General features: G+C 54.9%; 15 protein-coding genes. 3 read left to right on the plus strand and 12 right to left on the minus strand.

From position 1 onward, the window contains the following. Nucleotides 1–183 precede the first annotated feature (183 nt). Nucleotides 184–741: a hypothetical protein gene (locus RGV33_RS33870; RefSeq protein WP_033041159.1), complete on the plus strand. Its 558-nt coding sequence runs from the start codon at nucleotides 184–186 to the stop codon at nucleotides 739–741. Between the two features lie 6 nt (nucleotides 742–747). Continuing rightward, nucleotides 748–1,596 (plus strand): DsbA family protein, encoded by an 849-nt coding sequence (locus tag RGV33_RS33875; RefSeq protein WP_013100888.1) that lies wholly within the window; start codon nucleotides 748–750, stop codon nucleotides 1,594–1,596. Between the two features lie 433 nt (nucleotides 1,597–2,029). Here the strand turns inward: RGV33_RS33875 and RGV33_RS33880 are convergent, their stop codons facing one another. Further along, on the minus strand, nucleotides 2,030–3,280 hold the full coding sequence (locus RGV33_RS33880) for an RNA-guided endonuclease InsQ/TnpB family protein (protein WP_013100886.1): 1,251 nt from the start codon (nucleotides 3,278–3,280) through the stop codon (nucleotides 2,030–2,032). 153 nt (nucleotides 3,281–3,433) lie between these two features. Here RGV33_RS33880 and RGV33_RS33885 point away from each other — a divergent pair, with 153 nt between their 5' ends. Further along, complete coding sequence (locus RGV33_RS33885) at nucleotides 3,434–4,270, plus strand: hypothetical protein (RefSeq protein WP_047296868.1); 837 nt, start codon at nucleotides 3,434–3,436, stop codon at nucleotides 4,268–4,270. Nucleotides 4,271–4,314: 44 nt separating this feature from the next. On the opposite strand, the gene traN is transcribed toward RGV33_RS33885, so the two are convergent. The 11 genes from traN to RGV33_RS33940 all read right to left on the minus strand — a co-directional run bounded on the left by traN (nucleotide 4,315) and on the right by RGV33_RS33940 (nucleotide 13,212). Beyond that, nucleotides 4,315–6,936, minus strand: a complete 2,622-nt coding sequence (gene traN, locus RGV33_RS33890) for a conjugal transfer mating pair stabilization protein TraN (protein WP_033040477.1) — start codon at nucleotides 6,934–6,936, stop codon at nucleotides 4,315–4,317. A 141-nt stretch (nucleotides 6,937–7,077) separates the two neighbouring features. Continuing rightward, complete coding sequence (locus tag RGV33_RS33895; RefSeq protein ID WP_013100883.1) at nucleotides 7,078–7,275, minus strand: hypothetical protein; 198 nt, start codon at nucleotides 7,273–7,275, stop codon at nucleotides 7,078–7,080. 142 nt (nucleotides 7,276–7,417) lie between these two features. Then, nucleotides 7,418–7,549: a hypothetical protein gene (locus tag RGV33_RS33900; protein WP_255311629.1), complete on the minus strand. Its 132-nt coding sequence runs from the start codon at nucleotides 7,547–7,549 to the stop codon at nucleotides 7,418–7,420. Between the two features lies 1 nt (nucleotide 7,550). Further along, complete coding sequence (locus RGV33_RS33905) at nucleotides 7,551–7,757, minus strand: hypothetical protein (protein ID WP_011077965.1); 207 nt, start codon at nucleotides 7,755–7,757, stop codon at nucleotides 7,551–7,553. Nucleotides 7,758–8,028: 271 nt separating this feature from the next. After that, nucleotides 8,029–8,163, minus strand: a complete 135-nt coding sequence (locus RGV33_RS33910; protein WP_013100880.1) for a hypothetical protein — start codon at nucleotides 8,161–8,163, stop codon at nucleotides 8,029–8,031. Between the two features lie 398 nt (nucleotides 8,164–8,561). Further along, a complete protein-coding gene (locus RGV33_RS33915; RefSeq protein ID WP_013100879.1) occupies nucleotides 8,562–8,807 on the minus strand; it encodes a hypothetical protein in 246 nt (81 codons plus the stop codon). A 67-nt stretch (nucleotides 8,808–8,874) separates the two neighbouring features. Next, nucleotides 8,875–9,141, minus strand: coding sequence for a hypothetical protein (locus RGV33_RS33920; protein WP_169838426.1), 267 nt, complete (start codon nucleotides 9,139–9,141; stop codon nucleotides 8,875–8,877). A gap of 30 nt (nucleotides 9,142–9,171) precedes the next feature. Continuing rightward, nucleotides 9,172–9,558 carry a hypothetical protein gene (locus tag RGV33_RS33925; protein ID WP_013100877.1) on the minus strand — a complete coding sequence of 129 codons (387 nt, stop codon included), beginning with the start codon at nucleotides 9,556–9,558 and terminating at the stop codon, nucleotides 9,172–9,174. A 73-nt stretch (nucleotides 9,559–9,631) separates the two neighbouring features. Next, entirely contained in the window at nucleotides 9,632–10,048 is a 417-nt protein-coding gene (locus RGV33_RS33930; RefSeq protein ID WP_033040891.1) for a hypothetical protein, read from the minus strand. 69 nt (nucleotides 10,049–10,117) lie between these two features. Continuing rightward, the gene (locus tag RGV33_RS33935; RefSeq protein ID WP_033040889.1) at nucleotides 10,118–11,932 is read right to left on the minus strand and encodes a nitric oxide reductase activation protein NorD; all 1,815 of its coding nucleotides are present in this window, start codon (nucleotides 11,930–11,932) and stop codon (nucleotides 10,118–10,120) included. Between the two features lie 80 nt (nucleotides 11,933–12,012). Next, nucleotides 12,013–13,212 carry a DUF3150 domain-containing protein gene (locus tag RGV33_RS33940; protein WP_028622350.1) on the minus strand — a complete coding sequence of 400 codons (1,200 nt, stop codon included), beginning with the start codon at nucleotides 13,210–13,212 and terminating at the stop codon, nucleotides 12,013–12,015. Nucleotides 13,213–13,233: the final 21 nt, after the last annotated feature.

Raw genomic sequence — 13,233 nt, forward strand, 5'->3', positions numbered from 1 at the left:
GGCATGCAATCCGGATTTATAACGCCGAGCTACTCGACGTGATAGGAAGTCTGCAACAAGCAGAATCCAATGGCAAGCGGGTTTTTTGTCGGCGTTTTTTCAGTCGCTTTTTCGTCCTGAAAACGGGCCATCTCCTTTTCTGTACAGAGGAAAATGATCCTTACCAGCCTCAGAGGATCAACCATGCACCACCTTAAATCTCTCCTGCCGCTAGGCCTGGCCATTGGCTTGGCGCTCACAGCGGGTTGTGCCAACAAGCCAGAACCACCTGCCTCAGGCACGCCATTCGAGGTAGCAAGCTACGAGCCCGACATGCGCGAATACCACACCAGTTGGGGGCATACGGGCCGAGGCGGTGCAGCATTGCGAAAACCCACCTATCAACCCGTTCTTGGCAGCCTCGATGTTCTCGAGACCCCGGCCGGGAAGCTTCACCCAGAGCTGCAAGCACGCCTTACAACGAACGATAGCGTTGCAGTCCCCTCATCCATGTTCCAGGCCAACTGTGCTGACTCTGCAAATGTGGCGCAGGCCTTTGCTCTTGGCCAACCCGCGGCAAGCGAGCGCATCGTCACCTTGGCCAACGCGGCCGGTTCGGTCGATGACTACATTGCCGTCCGGAACAAGCTCTGCAAAGGGGCTCAACGGTTGAGCTACGAGGAGTGGGTCATTCTCGTCGAAGGCACCCCGAAGGATGTCCCTCTTCACCTGAAACCGTCTTTTTCCCCCTCCTATAAGTGATCAGTCATGCCTAAATTCAATCCCACTCTCGCTACAGCCATTGGCGTTTCCATCGTGACCTCTGCCGTTGCTATCGGTGTCTCCGTCCACATGGGTCAGAGCTACACCGACATCGCGGTACAAAATGCCCTTGTGGAGCAGTTGCCAGGCGCGGTCGACAAAACCCTGAAGGATCGTGAAGTTGAGAAGATCAACGCAGCGAAAGCGAAAATCCTCTCGAAGTGGAGCGGCGCAGCTGACACCACCATTGAAGGTCGGCACATCTACGGCAGCAAGGACGCCCAGTTCACCTTGGTCGAGTTCGTTGACCTGGAATGCCCTTATTGCAAGCGCTTCCATGACACGCCAAAGCAGATGGCTGACAAGTCCGAAGGGCGCATTAACTGGGAATGGCAGCATTACCCCCTGGCCTTCCACAACCCCGCAGCGGAAGTGGCAGCTCACGCCTCTGAGTGCGTGGGCGAGGTTGCCGGCAACAAAGCCTTCTGGGCCTTTACTGGCGAATGGTTCGCTCGCACTCAACTCAATGGCCAAGGTGTCGAGGACGTAGAGCGTCTTGCGCAGGAGGTTGGTGCTCCCCTTGATGCCTATCGTCAGTGCATGGAAAGCGGCAAGTACCGGGCCTTGATCGAAGGCCAGGTGAAGAAAGGCACGAACATGGGGGTCACCGGCACGCCAGCAACGGTCGTAGTCGACAACCTGACAGGCAACAAACTGCTGGTGAAGGGTGCCCAAAGCACACAGGTGCTACTCCAAACCATGCAGCAGCTGGTCAAAATGCGTGACGAGGCTCCCAACCAGGACAAGCTGGATACCCCTGCTGAGGGCGCGACCAATGAGATCGGTGCTCAATAGGCTGGATGAATGGGCCGACCGGCTAGACGCCGGCGGCACTCGTGCGCTTTGGGGCGCTCGTGACGCCATGACCCAGCAGCTAGAAGGTCGGGTGGGCCTTTTCCATGCACTACGCAGGGCCAGTAGCTGGGATGAGGTTTTCGATCTCATCTCAGCCAACGGATACACCCTCATTCCAAACGGAGAGGATTTTATCGCCGCTGACATGAGCACAGGGCTGATGTTCTCTCTCTGGGATTGTGGTCATAGCCGGCTCGTATTTGAGGAGCGGCTTGGTCACTTCCCGGATTCACCACCTACGAGTCGATGACTGCAACCCCGCCACGGCGGGGTTTTTCTTGTGCTTGGGTACGACCTCAACAACCGTTTGACATCCTCTCCAGCCTCTCGCTTCGCTCACAGAGCTGCCGCAAGGCCGGGGATTCCTACGGCGCTAGGCTGCGAATGCAGCTTCTTCGCTTCGGCGGGTTCCTGCTGCTGACGGCCATACAGCGCCGTTCACTTCACAGGCGATCGGGGCATGGCCCTGCCCTTCGAGCGTTTTCAATCCGCGCTCACGGATGTTCCTGGAGCCTACTCGGTCGGCGTTGTCAGAGTGGCCGCAAGCCAAGCAGAGAAACAGTGCCTGAGTCTGTCGATTGCCCGCATGGGTATGTCCGCACTCGGGGCACTGCTGGCTGGTTTGCTGCGGTGGCACCGCTACCAGCCAACCACCGGCCCACTGGGCCTTGTAGTCGAGCTGACGGCGGAATTCTCCCCACCCCTGATCTAGGATCGCGCGGTTGAGCCCCGACTTCTGCCGGACGCTCTGCCCTGGCTGCTCGACGGTGCCCTTGGCCGAACGGCTCATGTTGCCTACCTTCAAGTCTTCGACACACACCAGCGCGTGGCTTTGGCTGATGGCGTGAGTCGCCTTATGCAGGTAGTCGTTTCGGGCGTCGGCGATCTGACGGTTAATGCGCTGGACGCGAGCCTTGGCCTTCTTCCAATTGTTGCTGAATTTGGTCTTATGGCTCATCTGCCGCTGGGCCTTTGCCAGCCGGTGCTGATGCCGTTTGAAGCTGTTGAGCGGTTGCAACACTGTTTCCTGTCGACCATCCCAAAGTGTCGCAAAACGCACCACGCCTAGATCGATGCCGACCGCCAGCGGGGAGGAGTGCCGCTGTACATCTACCTCGCGCTCGGTCTGGATCGAAACGCACCAGTGCCCGGCGCTGAGGCTCACGCTGACGTTCTTCACCGTGCCCAGCACCTGCCTGCTGTTGCGATAGCGCAGCCAGCCCAGCTTGGGCAGGTTGATGCGTGAATTTCCCTGGTCGAGCTTGATCTGTTTGGGATCGGGGTAGCGGAAGCTATCGCGCTGACCGCGTTTCTTGAAGCGGGGAAAGTCGGCCCGCTGGGCGAAGAAGTTCTGATAGGCCCGGTCGAGGTCTTTGAGCGCATGCTGCAAGGGATGCACCGGGGCATCCTTCAGCCAAGGCGTTTCATCGCCGTTGCGCCAGGCGGTGAGATATTTGGCCATGGCCACATAGCCGATGTACTTGCCGCCTTCTTCGCGGTTGACTTGCTGCACCGCCAGCGCCTTGTTGAAAACGAATCGGCACGCCCCTGCGAACTGCCGCAGCTTACGCTGCTGCTCGCCGGTTGGTTCGATGCGGAATTTGTAGGCTTGGCGTCTGAGCATTGGATTGCTGGCTATCTGTACAGTGTCGAGTATAGGGCCGCCGCGAGGCGTGCGCTACCCGTCCAATGCGTAGAAAGCCCACCAGTCATTCGCTTCGCTTGGGATTCCCGCCGAAGCCGGTAACCTATGCCTATCAAAACAAGGAGTTTCACCATGCAGAACCATCGTAGAACGATTTACACCGGCCTCCTCGCAGCAACTATTGCCCTCCTGGTCGGGTGCTCTTCCACGCCGAAGACTGCCACCGTGCAGCTGCCTGATCCGCAGAATGTACCGAAGGAAAAATGGTCGGATGCAATGCACGTTCTGACTGCCATGAACATTTCTGGCCAGCGTGATGTTCCTCTCGAGCTGGCTACATCCGGCCCGACAACAGCGACTTCAGGTACGGGCGGTTCGTCTGTGGGCGATGTCGCTATTGCCGCAGGCGGTTATGCGTCCCCGCCCTCAGGCGTCAGCAGCAATGCAGCTCTTGGCCTTGGGGTAGGACTCTTTCTACTCGGCGGTTCGAGCGATCCAGCTCGGGGGTATCAAACAGCCGCGTGGGTCCCATCCACACTTGCTAAGTCCCCCGAAGAAGCATCTGCTCTTGTACTAAAACTTTTTGATGAGGCCCGCCTTAAAGCTTTCCCTAATCAAAGATCAACACTCACGCCTAAAGTTGGAAAATATCCGCCTGGTAGTGGGAAAGCCTATGTTGACCCCGTAGCAATTTGGAAAGAGACCCCGGTTCAGTTTGACGGGGTAGCTTCAGTTCCTCCTACTTTCATTGCTTCTTCCGAGGCATACGGGCCGATATTTATTCATCATGGGCAGTATACAATTGACGGAAACAAAAACGATATATCTACACTGGACGCCATGATTGAGGTTTCGGAGAAACTACCTGAATGGTTTTACATGTACCACCCAGGTGAAAGGCTGCGGAAGAACTCTGTTCCAGCGCGCATTATCAATAAAGGTCAATCGATGTATTTCATCGGAAAATAAAACAACTGATAAATAAAAAAAGCCCCGCCAGCGCGGGGCTTATTTTATCGCAGCCCTTCCTCTGCCTTTCTCTTTACCGCGTCTACATCGAAATTCTCAAGCCTCTGTAGGTTTCTATCTAATGTGTTCAGACGCTTTTCTCCATCTGTTGTCTGAAGTTTACTACCACTCCCGGTAATATCCTCCAGGGAAACTGTATTAGCGGTAGGAAGACGCCCTGCAAGATTCAGCATGCCGATCCACTCAGACAGATCCACACGCGACCAATCCATCTGCGCCATCTGAGCTGGCGTAATTCCTTCGCACGTAGGCGACTTTACGTCACCCCATCCCAACCCCAGTTGTTCACGGGCTGACTCTTGAATGATGCGCGCTACAACCGAGCCAAAGCAGCAATAGGCCTCTCGCTTTTCAACGCATGACCCAAGTGCTTCGGATGCGCAGTAGCTGCCAACAAAGTGGCATTGCCGGGTTTCCTTTTTCGCACCAAGCTCGAACTCCTTCTGCTCGCACTCCCAAATAATGTTGATCAGCAGATCCACAATCACATAGACCATATAAACCCAGCCGATGATATTAACTACCATCGCAGCGTTGGCGCTTAGTCCAGTAACAGTACCCTGGGTCGCGGTGCCTTCTGCACCTGTAGCGAATACCGCATTTGCAGCAGCAGAGGCCCCCATTTCAACCATTGCATCATAGGCCTGCTGCATCAGCCATTGCTGAATCTGTCCCATCGCTGCACCTTGGAATCCCTCATTGAACGCAGCAGTGGCGCTATCGACAATGGTGCCCCACTGGCCCTTGATAACCGAGGAGCCGACAGACATGGCAGCTTCAGTGCCCGCGGCCCAGTATCCCGGCGCAAAGAGATTTCCTGTCCTGCTCAATGCCTCAAGTGAGCTGGTCATCTTGAGAGTGTTCATGGTCAGGTTTACATAGTCGAAGATGCTTACGCTTTCCGGCGCTTCGCAGCAGTCAACATAGCCCCCGAGCGCCTTCTTGCACTCCATAGCCTCGCCTTTGAACACCTTGCAGTCATTGGCCTCGTTGATATCGGTACCATCACCACCGCAGTCCAGGTCGTGCTCAGCAAACTGAGCAACCTGAAGCATGGCCACCGCATAGGCAAAATCGCCGCTTTTCGTGTTCGACGAGTCGAAACACTCACTGCCCATGCAGCGCGCCCCACCAGGGCATTCGATTTGGGCCCCAGTGTTCACGATAGTTTCGTAGCTGGTGTCATAACCGCAGTCCCAGACCTCCTCGAAGGCATAGCAAGAGCCTGTCTCGCCTTTTGCGCCATCAATACAACCTTGAGAGATAAAACCGCAGCTGGGGTTCTGCTCGTACTGGGTGCAGGTATTCAGGTTGCCGCCATCATTTGAGGGGCACCGCTGCACACCCTGGGCGTCCGTGTAGCAATCCATATTCCCCTTGTAGTAGGAGCACTCGGCGCTTACCTGGGCCTTCTTGCAAAGCGGATCGATGCTCGGGTGCGGGGATGGTGGCATGTCAGAGCGGCAGATCCGAACGCCATTGGTTTCAGTACAGCCATTGGCGTCCACCGCCGGCATAGACGTGCACGACATCTGAGCGTTGGTGCAGAACCCATCCTCGATCATGTCGAACATAGGCAGGCGCTCTTCCGGCCCCCAACCATTATCGACAAACGCCTTTGCCGGGTCATAGATGATCTTGATGCGGGCGTAACCCTCACCACCACCGGTAACCGAGGTGCGGGTTTTGAACGTGATCACGTCATCATCGCTGCCGAACTTGTCAGTGATCACCTTGTTCGGAGCTACGTTCCAGCTTGTTCCGCGTTCGCAGCTTCCAGCTGTTTCCGGCGGGAAGACACCAGGTGTGTGCGTCCAAAGCATTTCGTCATTGAAAAGGATTTGGAAATAATCGTCGAAAACAGCTCTGTCGACGGTAGCTGAAATAATGGCGTCCTTGGCTATCACGCGGAATCGGGTGTACTCCTCATAGATTTTGCAGTTCCCGCTCCAGTAGTTGTCCCCTACCGTGCCGACCCAGATGTACAAGCAACCTGGTCCGCACGACTGAAAGTTTGGCTGCCCGGAAACGTATTCGATTACACCTACCTTGTAGTCATGCAGGAACTCAACGTTTCCGCCTTGATCCACGACGCGCTCACATGTTTTGTAATTGGCAACATGGGCGTTTTTCGTCACGTTCTCAAAAACTTCGGTAGAGGTGCAGTCCGCGAAGTTCTGCTTAAACCCATCCATGAAGTCAGGGGAACGAACTTGATCAGCCTGATTGAGCATAGGGTCGTTGGAGAGATCTACCGACATGCGGTTGCCGCTGTCGATCAGGGTTCGGTATGCCTCTCCCTCAGAGGACGATTCCGATTGGAGGCGGGTATTTGCTCGCAACCCGAGATCGATCGTCTTCACATCGTCGCCGTAGACGTTCTCGAGCGAGGCAGTGTCTCCAGTTTCAGGGAAAAGATCCTGAAGCGTGACGGAGGCGTCCCCACCATCGAATACCTGAAGTGCCTGCTGGCCTACCGATTGACCGGCCGCAGATCCTGCTGTCACAGCGTCGGCCCAGGCTGTGAAGGTCATGCTGTTGAGATACAGGCCGATCACGGTCACGTTGACCAGCCGTCTCAGCGTTGTTTTGAGTGGTTGTCGCATCGATCGCATGTCCAAAAATGGGGATGCTTCGATGCTAGGGGAAGGGTGAGAAATGATGGCGCGGTTTCAGGCAACAAAATCGCCTGAAAAAGCAAAGCCCCGGCTGGTGGGGTCACCGGCCGGGGCTCGCTGTGTTTTTGATCATGCCTCAGGCACTACTAAGACCTGGCCATCACTCGGGATCAAGCGATGAATCACCGCCCATGATTTAACGAACCGGGTATCCGGATCGGAGGACGAAACAGTTCTGGCGATCTGCTCGGGGACTTTGAACACCCGTCCAGACTCGACCATCAGTTCTTTGAGTTCTTGGCAGAATAGTGCGTTTGCTGCGGTCATGTTCAACTCTCCAGGTGTGGGTGATCCCCAGAGCCCTTCACACGGAAGGGCTCTGGTGGATCACCCACGGAGGGTGACCACGCAGCGGTCTAGCCGAAGCTAGACTTGAATCCGTTCACTGGGCCAACCCCTGAGGGAAGGCTCAGTGGGCCTTGATGTTCGTGCCGTGCTTCTTGTCGAGACGGTCAGCGACCACATAACCGATCACGCCGGTTAGGGCCAAAGCACCGACAACGCCTACGATTGCGTAAACAAGCATCTGCATCGAGTCCATTTCATTCTCCTTTCGGATTGCTCATCGCTGTAATCAAGGATACCACCAAATCGGCGATCATCATTACCACGCCAAGCACCAGACAGAACGATACGACAAGCGGATGCGTTCCTGGTGTAACGATGGAAACAAAAGCGGCTGCCAACAAGCTACAGCCAACGCCCATAAGTGAAGCCTTAATCCAGTCGAATAGTATTTTCTTGTACATCTTTTTTACTCCTCAAAAAGACGAGGAGTCCCAACGGGATTCCCCGTCAGGGTTTAATTATTTCCAACTCCGAGCCGTTCGGCTGAGTTAGAAGAACAACAATAAAGCCATTTGCCTGCGAATAAATCGCATAGGCAAAGTTCGATTTTTCTGCCAACGATGATGCGCTGCGAACAGCGTCAATTGCGTTTACATGAAACATCGGGACGACCTCTTACGAAGCAAAGACTTCCAGTAAAACCGAAAGCTTTTTGCCAAGAGCCTTATTGAATCAAAGCGCGTGACGTGCCTTGATCATTTCTGCGGTGTGAGACTGCTGAGCAGTTTCAACGCCTGCATCGAACGCCTTGAAGCCAAGTTGAATGCCACCAACAACAAGAGCGGTAAGGACGATGAGAGTTTTCATGGTGTTCTCCGTTAGCAAAAGATGCAGACGGAGAACCACCCTGGCGGGAAGTAATCTCCCCGCTGCGGGTTTTTTATGCACGCAGAAAAACCAATATCCAGTTGCCTGGATGTCGATAATTTGAGTGCTATTTTTAAGCCGGTTTGAAAGCGTGGCTCTGCTTTTTGTGACTCATCACATACATGATGAGAACACTGCCTGAACGCATACACGTTTCAGGCCTTGGCGGACATGCTCATGCATGGCGCTAAGTTCTAAGCACAGAGGGCTCTGTGCTGGAGGGGTTCTTGAGAGCTCGACCTGAGGCCCGCTCTATGCCTGCGATGATACCAAACCGATGCCCTTTAACAAGATGGCGAACCAAAAAAAAGGGTGACCCGAAGGCCACCCTTTCACACTCATAGCCCATTAGGTGAGAACACCTTGTGGCCGCATTTATTCCGGAAACGGTCAACAACCATCTCCATTGGCTCCTCCAGCTTTATCGGCTGGAAAAAACCTTCTCCCCGCGAGTGCTTCAGGAGGATGACGCCCCCTGATGACAGCTCCCATAGGTGAACCTTTGTGCCCCCTTTGGTTACCCAAGCCTTACGGCTTATCGAGGCCTGGCCTTGCAAACGAGCAGCTTCGAGGATCGCGTTCATCGACTTCTCCATACATCCATGCAGGGAGAAGCCCCGCGGGGGATTTCTCCCCCTTGGGTTGTGTTTTTTAGAGTCCTGAATATCTGCTTTCGAGCTTCAATTTTTCTGGCGAAACCGGGAACCAGTAGCAATCCCAATCCAGAAAAACGAATGCATCAGGGCGAAACTCAGGATCGATCTCCCGGACGAATCCAAGGATTTTCTTTCCCTGGATTTCGACTCCGTATCCATTTGTCACCGTCACGGTATCGCCAAGGATGAAGTCGCATGGAACAGGCGCGGCTTTTGCCATCTTTTCTTCAACAAACCGGTGCATTTTCATCTCCATTTTCATGGAGAACCCCGCCGGGGTTCCCCGGTAGGGTTATTTGCAGATTGCGTTGGCCAGCTCTTCAGCGTGCAGCAGAGCGTACGCTCTTCGCTCCTGGCTCATGTATGGCCAGCAAGAGCCAACTGCGTCCGAATAGCTCCCGAAGGCATCAATCCAGTCCCAGTAAATGTTCTTGCTGTCCACACGTCGCATTTGGTCAGCAGCCGGACGAACAAGGCTGAAAACCTTGTACAGCTCGCCACGCTCAACCGCCTGCTTTACAACCTGAAGCTCGCCTTCCGTCATAGCCTTGCGGCAAACCTTCTCGACGAGAACGCCGGCAGCGCGTTTCAGCAGCCTTTCAACTAGCTTGACCACCTGATCGTTACGAGTAACGAACGTCCTGGCTTCGCCGGCCTGGGCATCCTTATAAGCATTCATCTGATTCTCCATTTCTACGAAACGCAGAAAGGGAGAAAGCCCGTAGGGGGCTTTCCCCCTATCGGGCTTCTATTTACTTAACCAGTTCTTTGGCTGCGATTTTCAATGTGGTAGCGCGAACATCTTCGAAGTCGCACATCATTGCTTCACAACAGACTCGGAAGCTAAACGGATGAACTTCGTCCGAAAGTACCCAATCCATTGCTTCGCGCCAATTCTGCTCACTGAGCTGAGGATGAATGATCTGCCTCAGAGTGATTTTCAGCAGGTATTCCCGCATCCACTCAACGTAATCATCGGTGATTTCGTCTCGTGTCCGCAGGGCTTCCAACTCAGCGTCTGACATTTCCAGAATGTCGAGAAATCCAAGTTGAAAGACTCGCGCATGGCTTGCCTTTCTCCGTGGTCTCCGCTCAAACGAGCGGCGCTGAATAATTACTTGTTCCCCAAACAGATCCAGCAAGGGCAACGCAGTCGCAGTATTTTCCATTTCAGACCTCCTCAAACCGACAGAGGCCTCCCACTAGGGAAAGCCCCTAGTGGGTTGAATGGTTATTTGTCAGGCAGCTAATGCTTCGCGAACAAGCTCAAAGAGCGAGTTCTTGAGATTCGCAACCTCCCCAACAGCACGGTATTGGCTGAACAATGCTTTCAGGATGTGCTCATTGGCACTTCCGAAACCAAGTCCAATCACTTCGATGCCGCTGACCTCACACCGCTGAATAAACTCTTTCGCTGCATGAGTAGTACCTGCGTTCGGTTCCCCATCCGTTATGACGAAAAGAATCTTCTTCTCGCCCTTCGCACGAAGAACTTCAACAGCAGCCGGCCACAGTGCTTGCGCAAGAGGCGTACCGCCCTCCGACATCACACCAAAGCCACCTTCGCTTACCGCCCTGATCAATCGCTCTTTCGGGCTCTTGATCAGTGCGCAGCGCTCAACGCCATCGTTTGCCTTGTTGGGAAACGACATCGCGCCGGTTGTCACCAGCGGAAGTCCCTCCAGCGCGCTTAGCACCGCATAGACTGCGGCTTCGGCCTGATCCATCGCAGACTTCATACTCCCCGACTTGTCGAGAAGAATCTGGATTGATGCAGACTGACGCTCTGCTCGAGACTTACTTCTAAACACCCGCGTTTCGCCGCCTTTCATCATGGCGATACGGCCAGTGTCGATCCTCTTGCCCTGCCGCTTCAGCCGAACACGGCAATCAACCTGCGCCTGTAACAGCCCATTAAGGCACTGTCGTAGACCGGCAGATTGCTCGATGCCCAATTGCACACGGCGGACGCTCGCTTGATCGGATCGGTTCCTCCCCCTCCCGTCCAGAGAGAATGGTCGGAGCGGATTACCGTCGCGCACTGCCTTACGGCCTAGCAACTCACCCGCCTTGTCGCCAACTTCCGAGATCAACCCTTTCAGGTCGGCTTCGGTTGCATCCTTGGCCTGCTCGCGCAGGTTGCTGGCTTCTGGGGAAGGTTTGCCGCTGCCATTGCTGGACTGCGAGGTTTCTTGGCCATCGTCGCCGGCATTGCTGCCGCTACTTGGTTGGGATTGGTCTTGCGGCTCGGAGCCGGACTGGCCTCCATCAGATGTTTCCTGCTTGGATTCGGGTTGCCCCTCCTCTTTGCCTTCATCACCTGCACCCGCACCACCGTCTTGCTTCTGCTCCTGCTGCTGATCGCCTCCACCCGACTCTTGCGAGTCCTGAGGAGCACCCTCCGAGCCTTGCTCGGGCTGCGGTTGCTCATCTTCCTGCTCATCCTCTTGCGAAGGCAGCAGGTCGATAATCGCGTCCACCAGAGCGAGAACATCTGTTGTGCTCTCGCACGTCAGGGTGTTCTTCACCAGGGTCAGGATCTGATCCGTAAGGTCAGCCCCAAGAAGGGTCTCCATACGGGCCAGGTAGGCTTTTGCTGGAACCTCAAGCTGCGGTTCCTGGAGTAGCCAGTAACCGCCGTAGAGAATTCCGTTGTGAATCACATGGAGCGCCGGGCAGTCATCCACCTGCTCAGGCCGAAACGGCTCAAGCAGAACCTTGCGGTTCAGGTAGCGGATGTCCGACTCAGTACCTGGGTACTGATCCATGCTCAATCGTTCAATGCGGATGTCCTCAAGAATGTTCAGCAGATTCTTGCGGAAGGGTGTCGGGCATGAGTCGCGAAAGCAGCCCATGTCTGTGTTGCGGACATGGGAGCATTCATGTGCGATGTACCCGAAGGACAGCGGCAGATCGTCCTCGGTGAAGGGGACAAATACGTTTTTTCCATCTGTCTTAGCCTGGATACCCTCAACGTGCACTTTGACGCCAGTTAGCTCGGCAAGGTGCTGTGCATAGATCGGCAGAGTGCCGACCAGGGATTGATTGCTCATCGTTTATCTCCTTTCTCGCCACCGCGAAAAGGAGTAACCCCGCGAGGAGGGCTACTCCCACGCGGGGTTTGTTTGTGATGTCAGAACCAGAAGGTGCCGAAGGGCATATCGGGTTCGGACGGATTGATTACGAGGGGTTCTTCAGACTGCTCCACTGGAACGGATTCAGCTGGTTCAACAACCTCGGGTGTTGCTGGTACTTCGTTGATGCTGTCGTGACAACTCGGAGTAGCTACGCTTGCGCTCAGCTCTTCCTCGACCATCGTTACGGCATCCGCGGGTACTTCAGCATCAGGTACAGCAACAACAGCGACAGTCTCGGCCGGGGCCTCGATCTCAACTGCTGTAGGAGCCTCTGTTTCAACACCGGCCGGGGCCTCGGTTTCAACTGAAGGCAATGCTGGAACGAAGGCCATCGATGCATCTTCATGACCGTTGGCAATGTTCAGGTTTTTGATCAGCCGCTTGATCGAGTCCTCATCAGAAAGGGCCGACACAAGGGCTACAACGCTGTTGTACTGAGAGCCATTAACCACCCCGGACTTGGGGAGAGCCGCAAGGACTTCCTCAATGTGTTCGGTTAGGGCTTTGACCTCACTGGACAGGAACATCAGGCCGCGAAGCTTGGCGTTGATCTTCCGAACAGTGTTCAGCGTCGTTTGTGTGACATGGCCACGAGTGGCCAAGCCTGTTTCAAGCAAGCGCTCGGCTGTATCTGCCGTCTCAGCGTACAGCTGATCTGACAAACCACGGACCTGCGTACCCAGCGTGTTAGAGAGGTGCTTGTCGCCATCAGGGGAAACACGGCATGCCGCGTACCCAAAATGCATCCCTGCATCTACCTGCGCCTTCGGTGTCACCGAGGTGCGGATAGCATCACGCCATTCTTGCTTCTCCCAGCCCTTGTCGATCCACTCAGTGATCCAGCGTTCGTAGTTAGGGAGAAAGTTGTTTTTCAAGTCGTAGAATTGCGATTTGAGCGCTTCCAGTCGGTCAACAACCTCCTGGATCTTGTCCTGGGAAACTGCATAGCCACCGAGGAACCGCACACCACACTCTTCCACCACCTTTGTAGCCTGCCGCTTGATCTTCTCAAACGGTTTCAGCTTCTCCGGGTCGATTACACGCATCGAGCCGAGTGAAGCCAAAATAGCAGGAGGAATCTTCCCCTCCAGCATTTCAGGTTTAAGCTTTTTCCGAGCAGTCCACAGATGGATACCGGAAAGATCGACCAGCAGTAGTTGGTCTAGGATTTTGATCTCATTCTGTTGAATGGACATTTCACGATTCTCCTTTCTCAC

The sequence above is a fragment of the Pseudomonas sp. Bout1 genome (genome assembly GCF_034314165.1).
GTDB lineage: Bacteria > Pseudomonadota > Gammaproteobacteria > Pseudomonadales > Pseudomonadaceae > Aquipseudomonas.

What these genes read in the sequence shown, in the direction of transcription:
- RGV33_RS33870 (WP_033041159.1), top strand. Translation starts at nt 184, where the DNA reads ATGCACCACCTTAAATCTCTCCTGCCGCTAGGCCTGGCCATTGGCTTG.
- RGV33_RS33875 (WP_013100888.1), top strand. Translation starts at nt 748, where the DNA reads ATGCCTAAATTCAATCCCACTCTCGCTACAGCCATTGGCGTTTCCATC.
- RGV33_RS33880 (WP_013100886.1), bottom strand. Translation starts at nt 3,280, where the DNA reads ATGCTCAGACGCCAAGCCTACAAATTCCGCATCGAACCAACCGGCGAG.
- RGV33_RS33885 (WP_047296868.1), top strand. Translation starts at nt 3,434, where the DNA reads ATGCAGAACCATCGTAGAACGATTTACACCGGCCTCCTCGCAGCAACT.
- traN (WP_033040477.1), bottom strand. Translation starts at nt 6,936, where the DNA reads ATGCGACAACCACTCAAAACAACGCTGAGACGGCTGGTCAACGTGACC.
- RGV33_RS33895 (WP_013100883.1), bottom strand. Translation starts at nt 7,275, where the DNA reads ATGACCGCAGCAAACGCACTATTCTGCCAAGAACTCAAAGAACTGATG.
- RGV33_RS33900 (WP_255311629.1), bottom strand. Translation starts at nt 7,549, where the DNA reads ATGGACTCGATGCAGATGCTTGTTTACGCAATCGTAGGCGTTGTCGGT.
- RGV33_RS33905 (WP_011077965.1), bottom strand. Translation starts at nt 7,757, where the DNA reads ATGTACAAGAAAATACTATTCGACTGGATTAAGGCTTCACTTATGGGC.
- RGV33_RS33910 (WP_013100880.1), bottom strand. Translation starts at nt 8,163, where the DNA reads ATGAAAACTCTCATCGTCCTTACCGCTCTTGTTGTTGGTGGCATTCAA.
- RGV33_RS33915 (WP_013100879.1), bottom strand. Translation starts at nt 8,807, where the DNA reads ATGAACGCGATCCTCGAAGCTGCTCGTTTGCAAGGCCAGGCCTCGATA.
- RGV33_RS33920 (WP_169838426.1), bottom strand. Translation starts at nt 9,141, where the DNA reads ATGAAAATGGAGATGAAAATGCACCGGTTTGTTGAAGAAAAGATGGCA.
- RGV33_RS33925 (WP_013100877.1), bottom strand. Translation starts at nt 9,558, where the DNA reads ATGAATGCTTATAAGGATGCCCAGGCCGGCGAAGCCAGGACGTTCGTT.
- RGV33_RS33930 (WP_033040891.1), bottom strand. Translation starts at nt 10,048, where the DNA reads ATGGAAAATACTGCGACTGCGTTGCCCTTGCTGGATCTGTTTGGGGAA.
- RGV33_RS33935 (WP_033040889.1), bottom strand. Translation starts at nt 11,932, where the DNA reads ATGAGCAATCAATCCCTGGTCGGCACTCTGCCGATCTATGCACAGCAC.
- RGV33_RS33940 (WP_028622350.1), bottom strand. Translation starts at nt 13,212, where the DNA reads ATGTCCATTCAACAGAATGAGATCAAAATCCTAGACCAACTACTGCTG.